Source organism: Flavobacterium psychroterrae (assembly GCF_018380615.1).
Lineage (GTDB): Bacteria > Bacteroidota > Bacteroidia > Flavobacteriales > Flavobacteriaceae > Flavobacterium > Flavobacterium psychroterrae.
Window position 1 is genome coordinate 1 of sequence record NZ_JAGYVZ010000012.1, and the last position, 16,153, is coordinate 16,153.

The window sequence follows — 16,153 nt, forward strand, 5'->3', positions numbered from 1 at the left end:
AATATATAGACTATTATAATAATGATCGAATAAAACTTAATCTAAAAGGAATGAGCCCGATACAATATCGAGCTCATTATTATCAAATTTAATTATAAATTCGTCTAAACTTTTGGGTGCAGTCCAAGCTATCGGGTTTTCTTTTGTTTTAGCTTTTGAGTTTCAGGTCTCAGTTTCAGTTTCAAGTTTCAGTTTTGTAAAATTTAGAAAACTCAGAACCTTAGCACCTTAGTATCTTAGCAGCTTAAGAAATCTAACTTTTCATTAAAAAAATGTTAGAATTTTAATTTTTTGTTTTTGAAATAAAAAAATAGTGTACTTTTGCACCGATGAATAAAATAAGTTTACATATAACTTCTTTGTCACGGACAAACTCACCTGTAACTTCTCCCGAAGTACGGATACTATCTCTATAGTATTCACAGAGTTTTTCGCCGCGTATTTATTTATATTCATTTTTCATTTTGAAATCACAAAATTTGTCCATTGGACAAACATATCCTAAAAGTATATATTATTTATTCAATTTTCTAAATCAAGTTTTTGATTTTGAGAATATTACTTCTATTTTGTCTATTTTTATTGGATTGAATTCAGGATTTCAAACTAAACAATATGTTTTAATTTTTAACTCTAACTTCAACTATTGAATGAAAATCTCTATTGTTGTTACTCAGGAAGAACACTTTAAATTCGCACAGGAAATTTGCGATACTATAGAATCATCTGCTTTGCTAAGAGGTACGGGGATTGCTAAAAGAACTCCTGAATACATTCAGAAAAAAATGGCGAACGGTGATGCGATGATTGCTTTGGCAGATGGAAAATTTGCAGGTTTTTGTTATATCGAAAGTTGGCAGCACGGAAAATTCGTGGCACATTCCGGCTTAATTGTACATCCGGATTATAGAAGTTTAGGTTTAGCCAAAAAAATCAAATCAAAAGTTTTTGATTATTCATTAAAAAGATATCCAGACGCTAAAATATTTGGAATTACAACCGGTTTAGCTGTAATGAAAATCAACTCTGATTTAGGATATAAACCAGTTCCTTTCTCTGAACTTACAACAGATCCAAGTTTTTGGTCAGGCTGTAAAACCTGTACCAACTATGAAATCCTGAAAAGCAAAGAAAACAAAATGTGTCTTTGCACAGGAATGTTGTACGACCCGAAAGAAAAACAAAAAGATCCGCCAAGACATCCTTTTAACGAAGCTGTTTTGAAAAGATTGAAAAAAATTAAACAAGCTTTATTCTTAGGTAAAATATTGTCTTTTGGCTTTTTATCTTAAGAATTAAATCAAAAAAGAAATCTCAAACTTGCTGCATACGAAAGTATGAGCCTAAATTATAAAAAATGAAAAAAGTTGTATTAGCTTATAGTGGAGGATTAGATACCTCGTATTGTTTGAAATATTTAAAAAATGAAAAAGGATACGAAGTTCACACCGTACTAGTAGATACAGGAGGATTTGATGCTGAAGAATTATCAGCAATTGAAAAAAGAGCCTACGAATTAGGAAGCGCGCAACACGCAAACCTAACCATCGTAGATAAATATTATGATAAAGCTATAAAATATTTGATATTCGGAAACGTATTAAAAAACAATACCTATCCGTTATCAGTTAGTGCAGAGCGTGTTTTTCAAGCCATCGAAGCTATAAAATATGCTAAAAAAGTGGGAGCAAGCGCCATCGCACACGGAAGTACAGGTGCAGGAAATGATCAAATTCGTTTTGATTTGATTTTCCAGACTATCGCTCCTGAAATTGAAATCATTACTCCAATTAGAGATTTAAAATTATCAAGACAAGAAGAAGTAGATTATTTGGCTCAAAATGGAGTTCACTATTCTTGGGAAAAAGCACAATATTCGATCAATAAAGGACTTTGGGGAACAAGCGTTGGAGGAAAAGAAACCTTGACTTCAAGCCAGCCATTACCAAGTGATGCTTATCCTTCGCAATTGCAAAAAGAAGGAGAAGAAAAAGTAAGATTGCATTTTGAACAAGGTGAATTAGTTGGAATCAACGGTCAACTAGACAAACCTTCAAATAATATTGTTGCGCTTGAAAAATTAGCAAATGCTTACGCAATTGGTAGAGATATTCATGTAGGAGATACAATTATCGGAATTAAAGGAAGAGTTGGTTTTGAAGCTGCTGCTCCGTTAATCATTATTAAAGCTCACCATTTATTAGAGAAACATACGCTTGGTAAATGGCAACAATATTGGAAAGAACAATTAGGGAACTGGTACGGAATGTTATTTCATGAAGGTCAGTTTTTAGATCCGGTCATGAGAAATATCGAAACGTTTTTGCAAGACACACAAAAAACGGTAAATGGTGTTGTAACCGTTTCGCTAAAACCATATCATTTTTCGCTTGACGGAATTGAGTCAGATAATGATTTGATGAACACTGGTTTTGGTCAATACGGAGAAATGAACAATGCATGGACTTCAGACGATGCAAAAGGATTTATTAAGATTTTAGGAAATGCCCAAAACATATTTTCATCCGTAAACCATTTAGATCACGAATAATTGTGTTGATTTTATTCAAAAAATAAAACTTTAATTTTTATGAAAACAAAAGTATTTTTTTTACTTCCGGTGTTTCTAATGTTTTTTGGCTGTTCAAGTGATAATGATACACCAGAAAAAGAAACTTTAAAAGCTGTTACTTATGAAGTTTTATTATTTGAATTTACAGCTGACACAGGTAATAATTCATCTCGATTACATTATGAAATAAAATATAATAACCTAAATAATGTTGCTGTAAAAGGATCTTCTAAAATAACGATGAATTATGATGGCCTTATAATAAGTCCCATCAAAAGAGGTTTGCCAGATGAAATTGCGGCAAATTCTAGCTTTACAGAAAGTTATGATGCTGAAGAACCTTTTAATCTAAATTTTGGAAAAATAAATACAGTAAAATTAGTATCTGTTGAATTTATTATTGCTGATTGATTAAATAAACAATAAAAATTATGATTAATGTCGGAATAATTGGTGGTTCAGGCTACACGGCCGGAGAACTTATCAGAATATTAATGTATCATCCCAATGTAAACATCGATTTTGTTTACAGCACAACCAATTCGGGCAAACCGCTTTCCGTGGCGCATCACGATTTGATGGGAGATATCGAAATGAATTTTACTGATGTGGTAAATCCGAATGTAAATGTTGTTTTTTTATGTTTGGGTCACGGAAAATCGATTTCATTTTTACACGAAAATCAATTTGCAAGTCATACAAAAATCATTGATTTAGGAAATGATTTCAGATTGAATAAAGACGCTCATTTTGAAGGAAAAGATTTTATATACGGCTTACCCGAATTGAATAAAGCCGAAATTAAAAAAGCAAATTACATTGCAAATCCAGGCTGTTTTGCTACCGCAATTCAATTGGCTTTGTTGCCATTAGCGAAACATGATTTGTTGAATAATGATGTTCATATTAATGCTACGACCGGAAGTACCGGTGCAGGAGTTGGACTTTCAGAAACTTCACATTTTAGCTGGAGAAATAATAATATGTCGCATTATAAAGCTTTTGAACATCAGCATTTAGGAGAAATCGGTGAAAGCCTGGTTCAATTGCAAGAAGATTTTGAGAGTGAATTGCTTTTTATTCCTAATAGAGGAGATTTTCCAAGAGGGATTTTTGCAACTTTATATACAATTTCAGACGAAAGCCTGGAACAAACCGTTGCAAAATACGAAGAGTTCTATAAAAATGAACCATTTGTAACCGTTACAACGACAAACATCAATATGAAACAAGTCGTTCAAACCAACAAATGTATCATCAGTTTATTGAAAAAAGGAAACCGGATTTTAATCACTTCAATCATTGATAACTTAACCAAAGGAGCTTCAGGACAAGCGATTCAAAACATGAATTTAATGTTTGGATTAGAAGAAACCACCGGTTTACATTTGAAACCAAGCGGATTTTAAATTGTTGTCAAAACGGTTAATCGTTTATTCGGTTAATCGATTAAACAAAAGAACGGTTAAACAATTAAACTAAGAAAAAATGAATTTATTTAACGTATACCCACTTTATGATATTACACCTGTAAAAGCATTAGACTGCACTATTACAGACATTAACGGAGTGGAATATTTAGACTTATATAGCGGACATGGTGTAATTTCGATTGGCCATACGCAACCTGATTACGTGACGAAATTGAAAAATCAATTGGATCATTTAGGATTTTATTCAAATGCGATTCAGAATCCTTTACAGGTAGAATTGGCTCAGAAATTAGGAAAACTTTCAGGATTAGAAGATTACGAATTGTTTTTATGCAGTTCTGGTGCTGAAGCAAATGAAAATGCATTAAAACTAGCTTCTTTTCATAACGGAAAATCGAGAGTTGTAGCTTTTCATAATTCTTTCCACGGAAGAACTTCTGCAGCCGTTGCCGTTACAGATAATAAAAAAATCGTAGCACCAATTAATGCTCAGCAAGTAGTTACATTTTTACCGCTGAACCAAATCGAATTAGTAGAAGCTGAATTGGCTAAAGGAGATGTTTCTGCAGTAATTATCGAAGGAATTCAAGGAGTTGGAGGTTTAGATGAAGGAACAACAGAATTTTTTCAGGCATTGGAAAAAGCATGCAAAAAACACGATGTGGTTTTGATTTTAGACGAAGTACAATCAGGATATGGAAGAAGCGGGAAATTTTTTGCTTTCCAACATCACGGAATCAACGCTGATATTATTTCGGTTGCAAAAGGAATGGGGAATGGATTTCCGGTTGGAGCCATTTTAATTTCGCCAAAATTTGAAGCAAGTTTCGGATTATTAGGAACCACTTTCGGCGGAAGCCATTTATCTTGTGCAGCAGGAATTGCAGTTTTGGATGTAATCGAAAAATTGAAATTACAGGATAATGTAAACGAAGTTTCGGCTTATTTTTCAGAACAAATCAAACAAGTTCCGGGAATAAAACAAGTAAAAGGAAAAGGTTTAATGCTTGGGATTGAATTTGATTTTGATGTTGCAGCTTTAAGAAAAAAACTAATCATCGAAAAACACATTTTTACAGGAAGCGCCAACAATAAAAATCTATTAAGAATTTTGCCGCCACTAACAGTAAAAAAATCAGACATAGATACTTTTATTGTAGCTTTAAAAGAAAGTTTAGAAGAGCTTAAAAATTAAGTTTATCTGTAACTGTTAATTCGTTTAATTGGCTAATCGATTAAACGAATTAACGATTAACCAATTAAACCAAAAAAATGAATCCATTATCAATTGAAAAACGCAATCTGGTTTTGCAGTCTATGGCAAAGCTGGTGGAGCAGGAGCGGAGTCAAATAATTCTCACCAATCAGGAAGATTTACTCGCTTACGATGGTTCAGATTTAGCGATGGAAGAACGCTTAAAAGTAGATGATAAAAAAGTCGACGAGATGATTTTATCTTTGAACCAACTAGCTTCGCAAGAAGATCCGGTTGGAGTAGAGCGTTTTCATTTTGTTCATGATAATGGAATTAAAGTAATTAATAAAACAGCCGCATTTGGAACGATATTAATTATATACGAATCTCGCCCCGACGTTACAATTGAAGCGGGAGGAATTGCCTTTAAATCCGGAAATAAAATTTTATTAAAAGGAGGAAAAGAAGCCTTAAAATCAAATTTGAAAATTGTTGATTTATGGCATAAAGCTTTACAAGAAAACGGAGTTTCAAAAGATTGGGTGGAATATTTGAATTATAATCGCTCAGAAACTCAGGCTTTTTTAGAAAAACCGACTCAAAAAGTAGATTTGATCGTTCCCAGAGGAGGAGAAAAATTAATTGAGTTCGTCAAGCAGCACGCGACTTGCCCAGTGATTGTAAGCGGACGCGGAAATAATTTTGTGTACGTTCATAAAGATGCAGATACGGATTTAGCTTTAAAAGTAATTTTGAATGCCAAAACCTCTAAAATCTCAGCTTGTAACGCCGTTGATAAAGTTTTAATAGATTCTAAGTTGCCCAATTTTGAAGGTTTTACTGCGATTTTGATCGAAGAATTAAAAGAGAATAAAGTTGAAGTAATCGTTGATAAATCTTTAGAGAATTTTGAAGATACAGAAACCCTTCAGAACGAAGATATTTGGTACGAAGAATTTCTTGATTATAAAATTGTAATCGGAACCATTGATTCTGAAGAACATGCAATCGACAAAATCAATAAATATTGCGGCGGACATTCTGCGGTAATTATCACAAGAGACGATAAAGTAGCACAGGAATTTATGGATGCCGTTGATACCGCAGCCGTTTATCAAAATGCCTCAACACGTTTTACAGATGGCGGACAATTTGGTCTTGGTGGAGAATTAGCGATAAGCACAGATAAATTACATCAAAGAGGACCAATTGGTTTACAACATCTTGTAACAAACAAATGGTACGTTTACGGAGAAGGGCAAATTCGATAATTAGACTTTCTTAGATTGTTAGACTTCTTAGATTTTTAGATTTTAGAATGCTGACTAACGATTTTTTGATTTCAGATTATTAGAATTGAATTTATTAAAGATAAAGCTTTGCGAACTTTGTCTTTATAAGCGTCTACAACATAAAAAAACCTTGCGTACTTTGCGGTAAAAAAAACCGCAGTTAAAACAATAACATGAGCAAAAAACGGATTTTATTAAAAATAGGAAGTAATACCTTAACCAAAGAAACGAACCATATTTCGCGGGGAAAGATTGAAGATATTGGTATGCAAATTGCCGCTCTCAACAAAGATTACGAATTTGTAATCGTAAGTTCAGGAGCAATAGCAGCCGCCAAACAATTTGTAAAACTAGAAAGTAACGGAAAAGAAATTGCGTTAAAACAAGCATTAGCCTCAATTGGACAACCTCATTTAATGCGGATTTTCCATGAAAATTTCAGCGATTTAGGATTATTGACATCGCAATGTTTATTGTCATATTCAGATTTTGAAAAAGACCAATCGAAAGTAAATATTGTCAATACGATTAATGTTTTGGTCGAGAACAATTATATTCCGATTATAAATGAAAATGATACCGTTGCCACTGATGAGATTCGGTTTGGAGATAATGATAAATTAGCGGCTTTAACAGCAGTGCTGCTAAATGTTGATATTCTGATTATTGCAACAAATACAAACGGAATTTACACGAAAGATTCTATTCACGATGAATATCCAGAAACCATTCAATTAGTAAACGATCTAAAAGTATTAGAAAAAGAGATCGGAGAATCAAAATCATCACATGGAACAGGCGGAATGCAGTCGAAAATTGAAGCAGCCGGAATTGCAAAAGCAGCCAACATCGAAACCTGGATCGTCAACGGATTAAATGATAATTTTATTTTAAAAGCATTGCAAAACGAAATTGCGTTTACAAAAATAGTCTGATTATAACGCAGATGACACGGATTCGCTAAAGCGAAGACGCGGATAAAAACGGATTTTATATTATTCTTAATTAATATGTAGTATATTTCATTCAAATTAAAATTATGGAATTGTTACATCAAGAGTTAACCGATGTTATTATTAAAACTTTTTATGAGGTTTATAATGAATTAGGATATGGATTTTTAGAAAGAGTTTATTTAAACTCATTATACTTGGAATTAAAAAGTAAAGGTTTAAATGTTGAAGCACAAAGAAAAATAGAAGTTTATTATAAAGGAATCGAAGTTGGAGAATATTATGCAGATTTAATTGTTGAAAATTCAGTTATTCTTGAATTAAAAGCGGCTGATAGTATTGCACCAGCTTTCGAAAATCAAATATTAAATTATTTAAGAGGAACAAATTGCGAGGTCGGTTTACTCCTGAATTTTGGAAAGAAACCAGAATTCAAACGGAAAGTTTTCGAAAATAGCAGAAAAATAAGAAAATAGAAAAAAATAAAAATCAGTTTTTATCTGCGTTTTTGCAAAGCAAATCAGTATAATCAGCGTCTAAACCACGCACCAATATAAAAAGAAAAAACAATGAATTATATTTCAATACAAGATATCAACTCATTATCAAAATGGGTAAAAAGTGCGTTAAAAATCAAAAAGAACCCACTTAAAAATCAAGACTTAGGGAAAAACAAAACCTTAGGAATGTTATTTTTCAATCCTAGTTTAAGAACGCGTTTGAGTACTCAGAAAGCGGCTATAAACTTAGGAATGAATGTTATGGTGATGAATTTTACCAATGAAGGATGGACATTAGAATTCGAAGACGGAGCCATTATGAATTCCGGAGCTTCAGAACACATCAAAGAAGCGGCAGAAGTAGTTTCACAATATTGTGATATTATCGCAATTCGTGCTTTTGCAGGTTTGGTAGACAAAGAAAAAGATTATGCTGAAACGGTAATTTCAGGATTTTTGAAACACGCAACAGTTCCAATTGTAAATATGGAAAGTGCTGTTCGTCACCCGATGCAATCTTTGGCAGATGCTATTACGATGGAAGAATACAAAACGAAACACAAACCAAAAGTAGTGCTTTCGTGGGCGCCACATCCAAAAGCGTTGCCACAAGCCGTTGCCAATTCTTTCGTAGAAATGATGCAAATGCAAAAAGACATGGATTTTGTAATCACACACCCGGAAGGTTACGAATTAAGCCCGGAAATTACAAAAGACTGCAAAATCGAATACGACCAAAATAAAGCATTCGAAAATGCCGATTTCGTTTACGTGAAAAACTGGAGCAACTTCAACGATTACGGAAAGGTAACCAACATCGATCCAAACTGGACCGTTACAGCCGAAAAAATGGCTTTAACTAATAACGGAAAATTCATGCATTGTCTTCCAGTTCGTCGTAACGTAATTGTAAGCGATGAAGTTATCGACAGCGAGAATTCAATCGTAATTCAGCAAGCGAATAACAGAACATATTCAGCACAATTAGTTTTACAAAAGATTTTAAAGAAGTTATAATTAAGGTACAAAGGTTCAAAGTTGCAAAGGTTCAGAGGTTTTACAAGCTGAATCTAAACTTTGTCCCTTTGTTCCTCTGAACCTTTGAACCTCATGAAAAAAGTTAAAGTAATAAAAATTGGCGGAAATATAATCGACAACCCAACCGAGTTAGAACAATTCTTAACTGATTTTTCTAAAATCGAAGGCTATAAAGTTTTAGTTCACGGAGGCGGAAAATCAGCTACAAAAATGGCGCAAAGTATTGGATTGGTTCCGCAAATGATTGACGGGCGACGAATTACCGATGCTCCAATGCTGGATGTTGTCGTGATGATTTACGCAGGACAAATCAACAAACATATTGTGGCGCAATTGCAGGCCAAAAACAATAACGCGATTGGTTTTTCAGGAGCTGACGGGAATTTGATTCAGTCGACAAAACGAAATCATCCAACAATAGATTATGGTTTTGTAGGCGATGTAAAACAAGTTAATACTTCTTTGCTAAAAACATTGCTAGAAAACGGAATCGTTCCAGTTTTCTGCGCCATTACACACGACAAAAATGGACAGTTATTAAACACAAATGCCGATACCATTGCAAGCGAATTATCAATTGCATTGTCTGAAGTTTTTGATGTTACACTAACATATTGTTTTGAAAAGCAAGGAGTTTTACAAGATTCAGAAGACGATTCATCTGTAATAACAGAAATCAACGAAGAACTTTACAATAAACTAAAAGCCGAAAAAGTAATCCATTCCGGAATGATTCCAAAACTGGATAATTGTTTCAATAGTTTATCAAGAGGCGTTCAGAAAATCAAAATAGGACATCACAAAATGCTACAAAATCCTAATGTTCTGAACACAACGATTACGCTATAAAAAAGGTTGCCACGAATTACACTAATTTTCACGAATTGTAATTAATGAAAATAAAAAATTAGCGAAAATTAGTGTAATTCGTGGCAAAAAAATACATCAGCGCTAAGCATTTTAAATATTAATTTAAGAAATTTGCGCAAATTAAAAATGTCACAGATTTAATTAAAAACTTTGTGACTTCGTCCCGATAGCTATCGGGATCACGGCAAAGAAACCATAACTATGAAAAATATTGCAACGCTTACTCAGGAAGCAATTAGTTTATTAAAGAGTTTGATCGAAACTCCTTCATTTTCAAGTGAAGAAGATCAAACAGCACTTTTAATCGAAAATTGGTTCAATCAAAACGAAATTCCTTTCAATAGAGAAAATAATAATGTGTGGGCTTTCAATAAATATTTCGATAAAAATAAACCAACACTTTTACTGAATTCTCATCACGATACCGTAAAACCAAACCAAGCTTATACAAACGATCCATTTAAAGCCATTGAAAAAGACGGTAAATTATTCGGACTAGGAAGTAACGATGCAGGAGGATGTCTAGTCTCGTTATTGGCGACTTTTGTTCACTTTTACGAGAATGAGAATTTGTCTCATAACCTTGTAATTGTAGCTTCGGCAGAAGAAGAAAGCAGCGGTAAAAACGGTTTAAACAGCGTTTTAAAACATTTACCTGAACTAGATTGCGCAATTGTTGGTGAACCCACTTTAATGCAATTGGCTGTGGCTGAAAAAGGTTTATTAGTTCTTGACGTAAAGGTAAAAGGAACTGCAAGCCACGCCGCACATCAAAACGACGATAATTCACTATACAAATCAATTCCGGTAATGGAATGGTTTAAAAACTATAAATTCGACAAAATCTCTGATGTTTTAGGTCCCGTAAAAATGACCGTAACGCAAATCAGCGCAGGAAAACAGCATAATGTTGTGCCATCAGAATGTGATTTGGTTGTTGATATTCGCGTAACCGACCGTTATTCAAATACAGAAATTCTGGATGTTGTAAAAGCCAATGTAAACGCCGAAGTAACACCAAGATCCATGCATTTAAACGCATCGTCCATTCCTATTGCACACGGTTTAGTACAAGCCGGAATCGCTTTAGGAAGAACAACTTATGGCTCACCAACGCTTTCAGATCAGTCCGTTTTGAGTTGTCAATCCTTAAAACTAGGACCAGGCGAAACATTGCGGTCACACTCGGCAGACGAATTTATTTTCATCAACGAAATCGAAGAAGGAGTCGACTTGTATATCAAAATACTAACCGATTTCTTTAAATTATAATATTAATTAGGAGCTATTTCCCGCTATCCGTTCCAATCTTTTATTTTTTTAAAGAAAAAAAATAAAAGGATTTCCACTGCTATCGGGGCTAGAAACACCAACAGTATAAAAAACAACATTAGAATAAATTAGAAAATATAAACATCATAAGATCCAAAAATCTAAGAAGTCTAACAATCTAATAATCTAAGAAGTCTAAAAATCTACCTATGAAACTTTGGGAAAAAGGAATTGCAACAGACAAACAAATCGAACATTTCACCGTTGGTAACGATCGTGAACTGGATTTGGTTCTCGCAAAATACGATGCTTTAGGATCAATTGCACACGCCAAAATGCTTGGGCAAATTGGCTTATTAACTCAGGAAGAAACTACTTCTTTGGTTGATGCCTTAAACGAAATCATTGCTGACGTTGCAAAAGGAAACTTCGAAATCGAAGACAGTTTTGAAGACGTACATTCTAAAATCGAATATTTATTGACCGTAAAACTGGGCGATGCCGGAAAGAAAATCCATACCGCACGTTCCCGTAACGACCAAGTTCTGGTAGATGTTCATTTGTATTTAAAAGACGAATTAAAAGCCTTAAAAGAACAAGTTAAAACATTGTTTGATTTGCTAATGGAATCGGCAGAAAAGCATCAAAATGTTTTATTGCCGGGATATACGCATTTACAAATTGCAATGCCATCCTCATTCGGAATGTGGTTTTCTGCTTACGCCGAAAGTTTCATTGATGATGTAACGATGTTAAACGCCGCATCAAAAATTGTAGATCAAAATCCGTTAGGTTCTGCCGCAGGTTATGGAAGTTCATTCCCGATCGACAGAACTTTTACAACTCAGGAATTAGGTTTCGAAACATTGAAATTCAACGCCGTTGCCGCACAAATGAGCCGCGGAAAAGCAGAGAAAACTGTTGCTTTTGCAATGGCAAGTGTGGCTGGGACTTTATCAAAATTTGCAATGGACGTTTGTTTATACATGAGTCAAAACTTTGACTTTATTGGTTTGCCGGCGCATCTTACAACAGGTTCGAGTATTATGCCACACAAGAAAAACCCTGATGTATTTGAATTAATTAGAGGAAAATGCAACAAGATTCAGGCGCTTCCATACGAAATCACTTTAATTACGAATAATTTACCAAGCGGATATCACAGAGATTTACAGCTTTTAAAAGAAGGTTTGTTTCCAGCGCTTCAAAACCTGAAAGCTTGTTTGGATATTGCTATTTTCTCCGTAAAAGATATTACAGTAAAAGACAATATTTTAAAAGATAAAAAATACGATTACTTGTTTACAGTAGATACTTTAAACGAAATGGTTGTTGCCGGAATGCCTTTTAGGGATGCATACAAAGCCGTTGCAGAACAATTGGAAGCAGGAACATACCAATCTCCAAAAGAAACCAAACATACGCATGAAGGCAGTATCAATAATTTATGTTTAGATGCGATTAAAGACAAAATGAAAGCTGCTTTCTAAGTATTTTTCATTCACAAAAAAAGCCGATTTGTATCAATACAAATCGGCTTTTTTATGGAAATTAGCTTTTAATTAGCTTTTATTATTGCAATTACTTGAGATTGCACCAGTTGAACTAACTTGTAATGTAGCTCCGGCACCGCAAGATTTATTTGTAACATATTCTTCTACTTTGCCAACCGGAATAGTGGTGTATTTATAAGTCGGCTTATTGACTGGTGTACCAAAGTCCATTGGACCTTTGCGACAGTTAGCAAATGCAATTCCAACAGTTCCGCCATCAGTACTTATATAATCCTTAAACACTTTATCGACATTTGCAAAATCAGTTCCTTCAACATAACAAGTTGAATTTTTAACTCCTCCACCTAAACCAATTGCCAAAGAACCGGATTCTGAGGTATTGTAATAACAATTGATAATATGAATTTCGGCATTTCTCGCACGAGGCATTCTTTGTTTACAGCCTTCTGCCCAAAAACAATTTTTAAAAGTGATACTATAATGTCCATCCGCAGGAAAATCATTTTTGCCTGAACCAATTAAATCACTGAATCTATGATCTTCGGCTCCGCCGGAACCACCAGATTTTGGAGCTTTTAAGTATGTAAACTTACACCATGAAATAGTCACATTATAGGTTTTGCCTTTATTGTCAAAATTTCCATCCTGACCATCCTGGAACTCACAATGATCTACCCAAAGATTGGTACAATCAGCTGTTAAATTATCCTGTCCGTCTATGTCATACGCACCGGGACCAATAAAAGTCAAATTTCTTATAATAACATTATTAGAACCAGTTTTGAGATATAAAATTCCTGCTCCGGGATTGGTTTGGTTTTCGTTTACAAGTTTTGCGCCAGGTATTCCAATAATAGATTTGTTTGAAACAACTTGTTGTATGGGTTTGCCAGCAGGAATTGTAATGGTTCCGGAAACTAAAATTACTTGGGGAGTATTGCTTTTAATTTTGGCTAATAAATCCTCATAAGATGTTACTATAACGGGAGTTGCATTTCCTCCACCAGTTGTTGCTGCACCAAATCCTTCAGGAGATTGCATATAATAGTTTTGTGCAAAAACATTTGTGATGCCCCATAATAAAAAGAGCAGAATAAGATTTTTTTTCATTTTAATAGTTATTTTTTTGAGGTTTGTGGTTTAGTATAGTTATAATGTAATCGATTGCACGAATTTAAATTATAAAAGTATACGATGAATAATTTTAGTAAAATATTATAATTAGCTATAAATAATAATAGCAGTTTTTATATTTAGTAGGTATTTTTTTACTGCTAAAGTTTTATTCAAACAAAAAACACTATTTTTGATTGTACGTCGATAAATATAAAATATGAATAAGTTTGATGACCAGGCTACTAAGGCACTTTTAGAAAAAAATCTCATTACCGAGAATCAATATCAGGAAATCACTTCCTATAGAAATTTGAATATTTTCTCCTTAAACGCAGAATTAAAATTGTTCTTGTATTTGTCTATTTTATTATTCACTTCAGGAATAGGTGTTTTAATTTATAATAATATTGATAGCATTGGTCATATTGCGATTCTATCGCTCTTGTTAATTGTTATAGGAGTTTGTTTTTATTTCTGTTTTAAAAATTCTAAAGGATTTAGTAAATCAGAAACGACATTTGAGCATCCTGTTTTAGAATATTTAGTTTTAGCCGCAAATATTCTCACCTGTATATTTATAGGATATTTACAATTTCAATATCAACCTTTCGGCACACATTACGGGTTAGCAACTTTAATCCCCACAGTTGTCAGTTTTTTTTGTGCGTATTATTTCGATAATAAAAGTGTTTTAACTATCGCCATTACTGGATTAGCGGCTTACGTTGGACTTTCGGTATCGCCTCAGGATTTAGTAAATAATATTAATTTTCACCAAGATCAGACTTTAAGTTACTCGGCAATAGTTCTGGGAGTTTTACTTATTTTATGGACGATTTACAGTAACCGAATTCAGCTAAAAACACATTTTAATATTATCTATCTAACATTTGCTTTGCATATTATCAGCATTGCAACAATTAGTAGTCTCTTAGAGTATTTTGAACAAGGAATCTGGTTGCTTTTTGTGGTTGTTTTAGCTGCGTCTTCCTATTATTTCTACAAAATAAGCCACGAACTAAAGGCAATCTCATTGTATGTTTTTATGATTATCTACGCTTATATTGGACTAAATATATTCATTGTAAGAATTTTCGAAAACATTGATTTCTCTGATGTCTGGGTGTTATTTATTATGATACTCCCAGTATATTTTATTGGCTCTATAATAATGTTTATAAAATTGATTAAAACTTTCAATAAAGAAATTGCAGCATGATAGTATACGATAAAAATTTATTAGACAATTTAGCTTTAGTTGAAGAAGCAAATTCATTAGAATCTGCGGGATTTATTAATAAAGAACAAAGGAATTTAATTAAAAAAGAATTACCTGCTTTTAAACGACAAAGCAATATTTTGGTACGGATAGGTTTTTTTCTTTTAGGAGCATTTTTATACTTGTCAATATGTGGCGTAATTGCACTTTTAGGATTGACAGGCTCTAATTCGGAACATACTTTTTTAAATATTTGCTGTTACATTTTTGCAGCTGTTGGTTTTGCCGGAGCAGAAATTCTGGCAAATAATAAATATTACAGTCACGGTTTAGACGATGCTTTTATTTTGGGTGCTATTTTAAATATTGGTTTTGCAATTGCCATAACAACAGAAGGTTACGAATTACAGATTGCAATTTTTACAGCAATCGCGTCTTTTGTAATGTATAGAAGATATTTGCATTTATTATCATTGCTGGTTTTTTGTTTAGCAGCATCGGCAGTTTTATTTTACGGAATGTTTGAGTTAGGCGAGATAGCAAAATCTTTTTTGCCATTTGTTGTCATGCTTGTTTCGGCTGGATTTTACTTTTTCACTAAAAGAATTTTAAATACACTTAAACAAAGTTATTACTATAACGGAGTATTATTAACCAATAGTTTCTGCCTGATATTGTTTTATCTTTCCTGTAATTATTTCGTAGTCAGAGAACTTTCGGTACAACTTTTAGGAAATGAAATTCTGCCGGGAGCTGATATTCCGTTTGCTATTTTCTTTTACGCTTTTACTTTTATCGTTCCAGTTGTGTATTTAGTTCAGGCTTTAAAAACAAAAGACAGAATCATGCTTTGGATCAGCTTTTTAGCTATTGGATTTTCGATTTATACAATAAGATTCTATTATTCAGTTTTACCTATAGAAGTTGCTTTAACCCTTGGCGGATTAGTTTTATTCACAATAGCATATTTTTCGATAAAAAAACTAAAAGATAACGAAGCAGGATTGACATTTAAGCCGGACAGAATCAATAATTCGAATGCAATTTTAAATGCCGAAGCTTTAATAGTTGCCTCAACATTTGGGATTAAACCAGAAGTAAAAGCACCAATTTCTCCAATGGAATATGGTGGAGGAGGATTTAGCGGAGGAGGATCAGAAGGAACTTTTTAAAAGTTGC

At 33.4% G+C, this 16,153-nt stretch carries 16 protein-coding genes; 15 read left to right on the forward strand and 1 reads right to left on the reverse strand.

The annotated features are described in order from the left end of the window. From KHA90_RS13465 to argH, 13 genes are all read left to right on the forward strand, one after another. A partial coding sequence (locus KHA90_RS13465; protein WP_210667439.1) for an IS3 family transposase occupies positions 1 to 92 on the forward strand: 92 nt, incomplete at its 5' end. A 558-nt stretch (positions 93 to 650) separates the two neighbouring features. Beyond that, a complete protein-coding gene (locus tag KHA90_RS13470) occupies positions 651 to 1,292 on the forward strand; it encodes a GNAT family N-acetyltransferase (RefSeq protein ID WP_213300939.1) in 642 nt (213 codons plus the stop codon). 65 nt (positions 1,293 to 1,357) lie between these two features. Then, positions 1,358 to 2,551 (forward strand): argininosuccinate synthase, encoded by a 1,194-nt coding sequence (locus KHA90_RS13475; protein ID WP_213300942.1) that lies wholly within the window; start codon positions 1,358 to 1,360, stop codon positions 2,549 to 2,551. A 39-nt stretch (positions 2,552 to 2,590) separates the two neighbouring features. Next, positions 2,591 to 2,983, forward strand: coding sequence for a hypothetical protein (locus KHA90_RS13480; RefSeq protein WP_213300945.1), 393 nt, complete (start codon positions 2,591 to 2,593; stop codon positions 2,981 to 2,983). A gap of 20 nt (positions 2,984 to 3,003) precedes the next feature. Further along, on the forward strand, positions 3,004 to 3,981 hold the full coding sequence (gene argC / locus KHA90_RS13485) for an N-acetyl-gamma-glutamyl-phosphate reductase (RefSeq protein ID WP_213300948.1): 978 nt from the start codon (positions 3,004 to 3,006) through the stop codon (positions 3,979 to 3,981). A gap of 79 nt (positions 3,982 to 4,060) precedes the next feature. Then, on the forward strand, positions 4,061 to 5,200 hold the full coding sequence (locus tag KHA90_RS13490; RefSeq protein ID WP_213300950.1) for an aspartate aminotransferase family protein: 1,140 nt from the start codon (positions 4,061 to 4,063) through the stop codon (positions 5,198 to 5,200). Positions 5,201 to 5,277: 77 nt separating this feature from the next. After that, positions 5,278 to 6,471: a glutamate-5-semialdehyde dehydrogenase gene (locus KHA90_RS13495; protein ID WP_213300953.1), complete on the forward strand. Its 1,194-nt coding sequence runs from the start codon at positions 5,278 to 5,280 to the stop codon at positions 6,469 to 6,471. A 194-nt stretch (positions 6,472 to 6,665) separates the two neighbouring features. After that, positions 6,666 to 7,427 (forward strand): glutamate 5-kinase, encoded by a 762-nt coding sequence (gene proB, locus KHA90_RS13500; RefSeq protein WP_213300956.1) that lies wholly within the window; start codon positions 6,666 to 6,668, stop codon positions 7,425 to 7,427. 104 nt (positions 7,428 to 7,531) lie between these two features. Beyond that, the gene (locus KHA90_RS13505) at positions 7,532 to 7,921 is read left to right on the forward strand and encodes a GxxExxY protein (protein ID WP_213300959.1); all 390 of its coding nucleotides are present in this window, start codon (positions 7,532 to 7,534) and stop codon (positions 7,919 to 7,921) included. Positions 7,922 to 8,014: 93 nt separating this feature from the next. Then, entirely contained in the window at positions 8,015 to 8,962 is a 948-nt protein-coding gene (locus tag KHA90_RS13510) for an N-acetylornithine carbamoyltransferase (RefSeq protein WP_213300962.1), read from the forward strand. Between the two features lie 93 nt (positions 8,963 to 9,055). Continuing rightward, a complete protein-coding gene (gene argB, locus KHA90_RS13515) occupies positions 9,056 to 9,832 on the forward strand; it encodes an acetylglutamate kinase (RefSeq protein ID WP_213300965.1) in 777 nt (258 codons plus the stop codon). Between the two features lie 222 nt (positions 9,833 to 10,054). After that, positions 10,055 to 11,125 carry a M20 family metallo-hydrolase gene (locus tag KHA90_RS13520; RefSeq protein ID WP_213300968.1) on the forward strand — a complete coding sequence of 357 codons (1,071 nt, stop codon included), beginning with the start codon at positions 10,055 to 10,057 and terminating at the stop codon, positions 11,123 to 11,125. Positions 11,126 to 11,334: 209 nt separating this feature from the next. After that, positions 11,335 to 12,615, forward strand: a complete 1,281-nt coding sequence (gene argH / locus KHA90_RS13525; protein WP_213300971.1) for an argininosuccinate lyase — start codon at positions 11,335 to 11,337, stop codon at positions 12,613 to 12,615. A 72-nt stretch (positions 12,616 to 12,687) separates the two neighbouring features. Here the strand turns inward: argH and KHA90_RS13530 are convergent, their stop codons facing one another. After that, positions 12,688 to 13,749, reverse strand: coding sequence for a pectate lyase family protein (locus KHA90_RS13530; RefSeq protein WP_213300974.1), 1,062 nt, complete (start codon positions 13,747 to 13,749; stop codon positions 12,688 to 12,690). 223 nt (positions 13,750 to 13,972) lie between these two features. Here KHA90_RS13530 and KHA90_RS13535 point away from each other — a divergent pair, with 223 nt between their 5' ends. Next, on the forward strand, positions 13,973 to 14,974 hold the full coding sequence (locus tag KHA90_RS13535) for a DUF2157 domain-containing protein (protein WP_213300977.1): 1,002 nt from the start codon (positions 13,973 to 13,975) through the stop codon (positions 14,972 to 14,974). Then, positions 14,971 to 16,146, forward strand: a complete 1,176-nt coding sequence (locus tag KHA90_RS13540) for a hypothetical protein (RefSeq protein WP_213300980.1) — start codon at positions 14,971 to 14,973, stop codon at positions 16,144 to 16,146. The genes KHA90_RS13535 and KHA90_RS13540 overlap by 4 nt, the downstream gene beginning before the upstream one ends. Positions 16,147 to 16,153: the final 7 nt, after the last annotated feature.

What these genes read in the sequence shown, in the direction of transcription:
- KHA90_RS13470 (WP_213300939.1), top strand. Translation starts at nt 651, where the DNA reads ATGAAAATCTCTATTGTTGTTACTCAGGAAGAACACTTTAAATTCGCA.
- KHA90_RS13475 (WP_213300942.1), top strand. Translation starts at nt 1,358, where the DNA reads ATGAAAAAAGTTGTATTAGCTTATAGTGGAGGATTAGATACCTCGTAT.
- KHA90_RS13480 (WP_213300945.1), top strand. Translation starts at nt 2,591, where the DNA reads ATGAAAACAAAAGTATTTTTTTTACTTCCGGTGTTTCTAATGTTTTTT.
- argC (WP_213300948.1), top strand. Translation starts at nt 3,004, where the DNA reads ATGATTAATGTCGGAATAATTGGTGGTTCAGGCTACACGGCCGGAGAA.
- KHA90_RS13490 (WP_213300950.1), top strand. Translation starts at nt 4,061, where the DNA reads ATGAATTTATTTAACGTATACCCACTTTATGATATTACACCTGTAAAA.
- KHA90_RS13495 (WP_213300953.1), top strand. Translation starts at nt 5,278, where the DNA reads ATGAATCCATTATCAATTGAAAAACGCAATCTGGTTTTGCAGTCTATG.
- proB (WP_213300956.1), top strand. Translation starts at nt 6,666, where the DNA reads ATGAGCAAAAAACGGATTTTATTAAAAATAGGAAGTAATACCTTAACC.
- KHA90_RS13505 (WP_213300959.1), top strand. Translation starts at nt 7,532, where the DNA reads ATGGAATTGTTACATCAAGAGTTAACCGATGTTATTATTAAAACTTTT.
- KHA90_RS13510 (WP_213300962.1), top strand. Translation starts at nt 8,015, where the DNA reads ATGAATTATATTTCAATACAAGATATCAACTCATTATCAAAATGGGTA.
- argB (WP_213300965.1), top strand. Translation starts at nt 9,056, where the DNA reads ATGAAAAAAGTTAAAGTAATAAAAATTGGCGGAAATATAATCGACAAC.
- KHA90_RS13520 (WP_213300968.1), top strand. Translation starts at nt 10,055, where the DNA reads ATGAAAAATATTGCAACGCTTACTCAGGAAGCAATTAGTTTATTAAAG.
- argH (WP_213300971.1), top strand. Translation starts at nt 11,335, where the DNA reads ATGAAACTTTGGGAAAAAGGAATTGCAACAGACAAACAAATCGAACAT.
- KHA90_RS13530 (WP_213300974.1), bottom strand. Translation starts at nt 13,749, where the DNA reads ATGAAAAAAAATCTTATTCTGCTCTTTTTATTATGGGGCATCACAAAT.
- KHA90_RS13535 (WP_213300977.1), top strand. Translation starts at nt 13,973, where the DNA reads ATGAATAAGTTTGATGACCAGGCTACTAAGGCACTTTTAGAAAAAAAT.
- KHA90_RS13540 (WP_213300980.1), top strand. Translation starts at nt 14,971, where the DNA reads ATGATAGTATACGATAAAAATTTATTAGACAATTTAGCTTTAGTTGAA.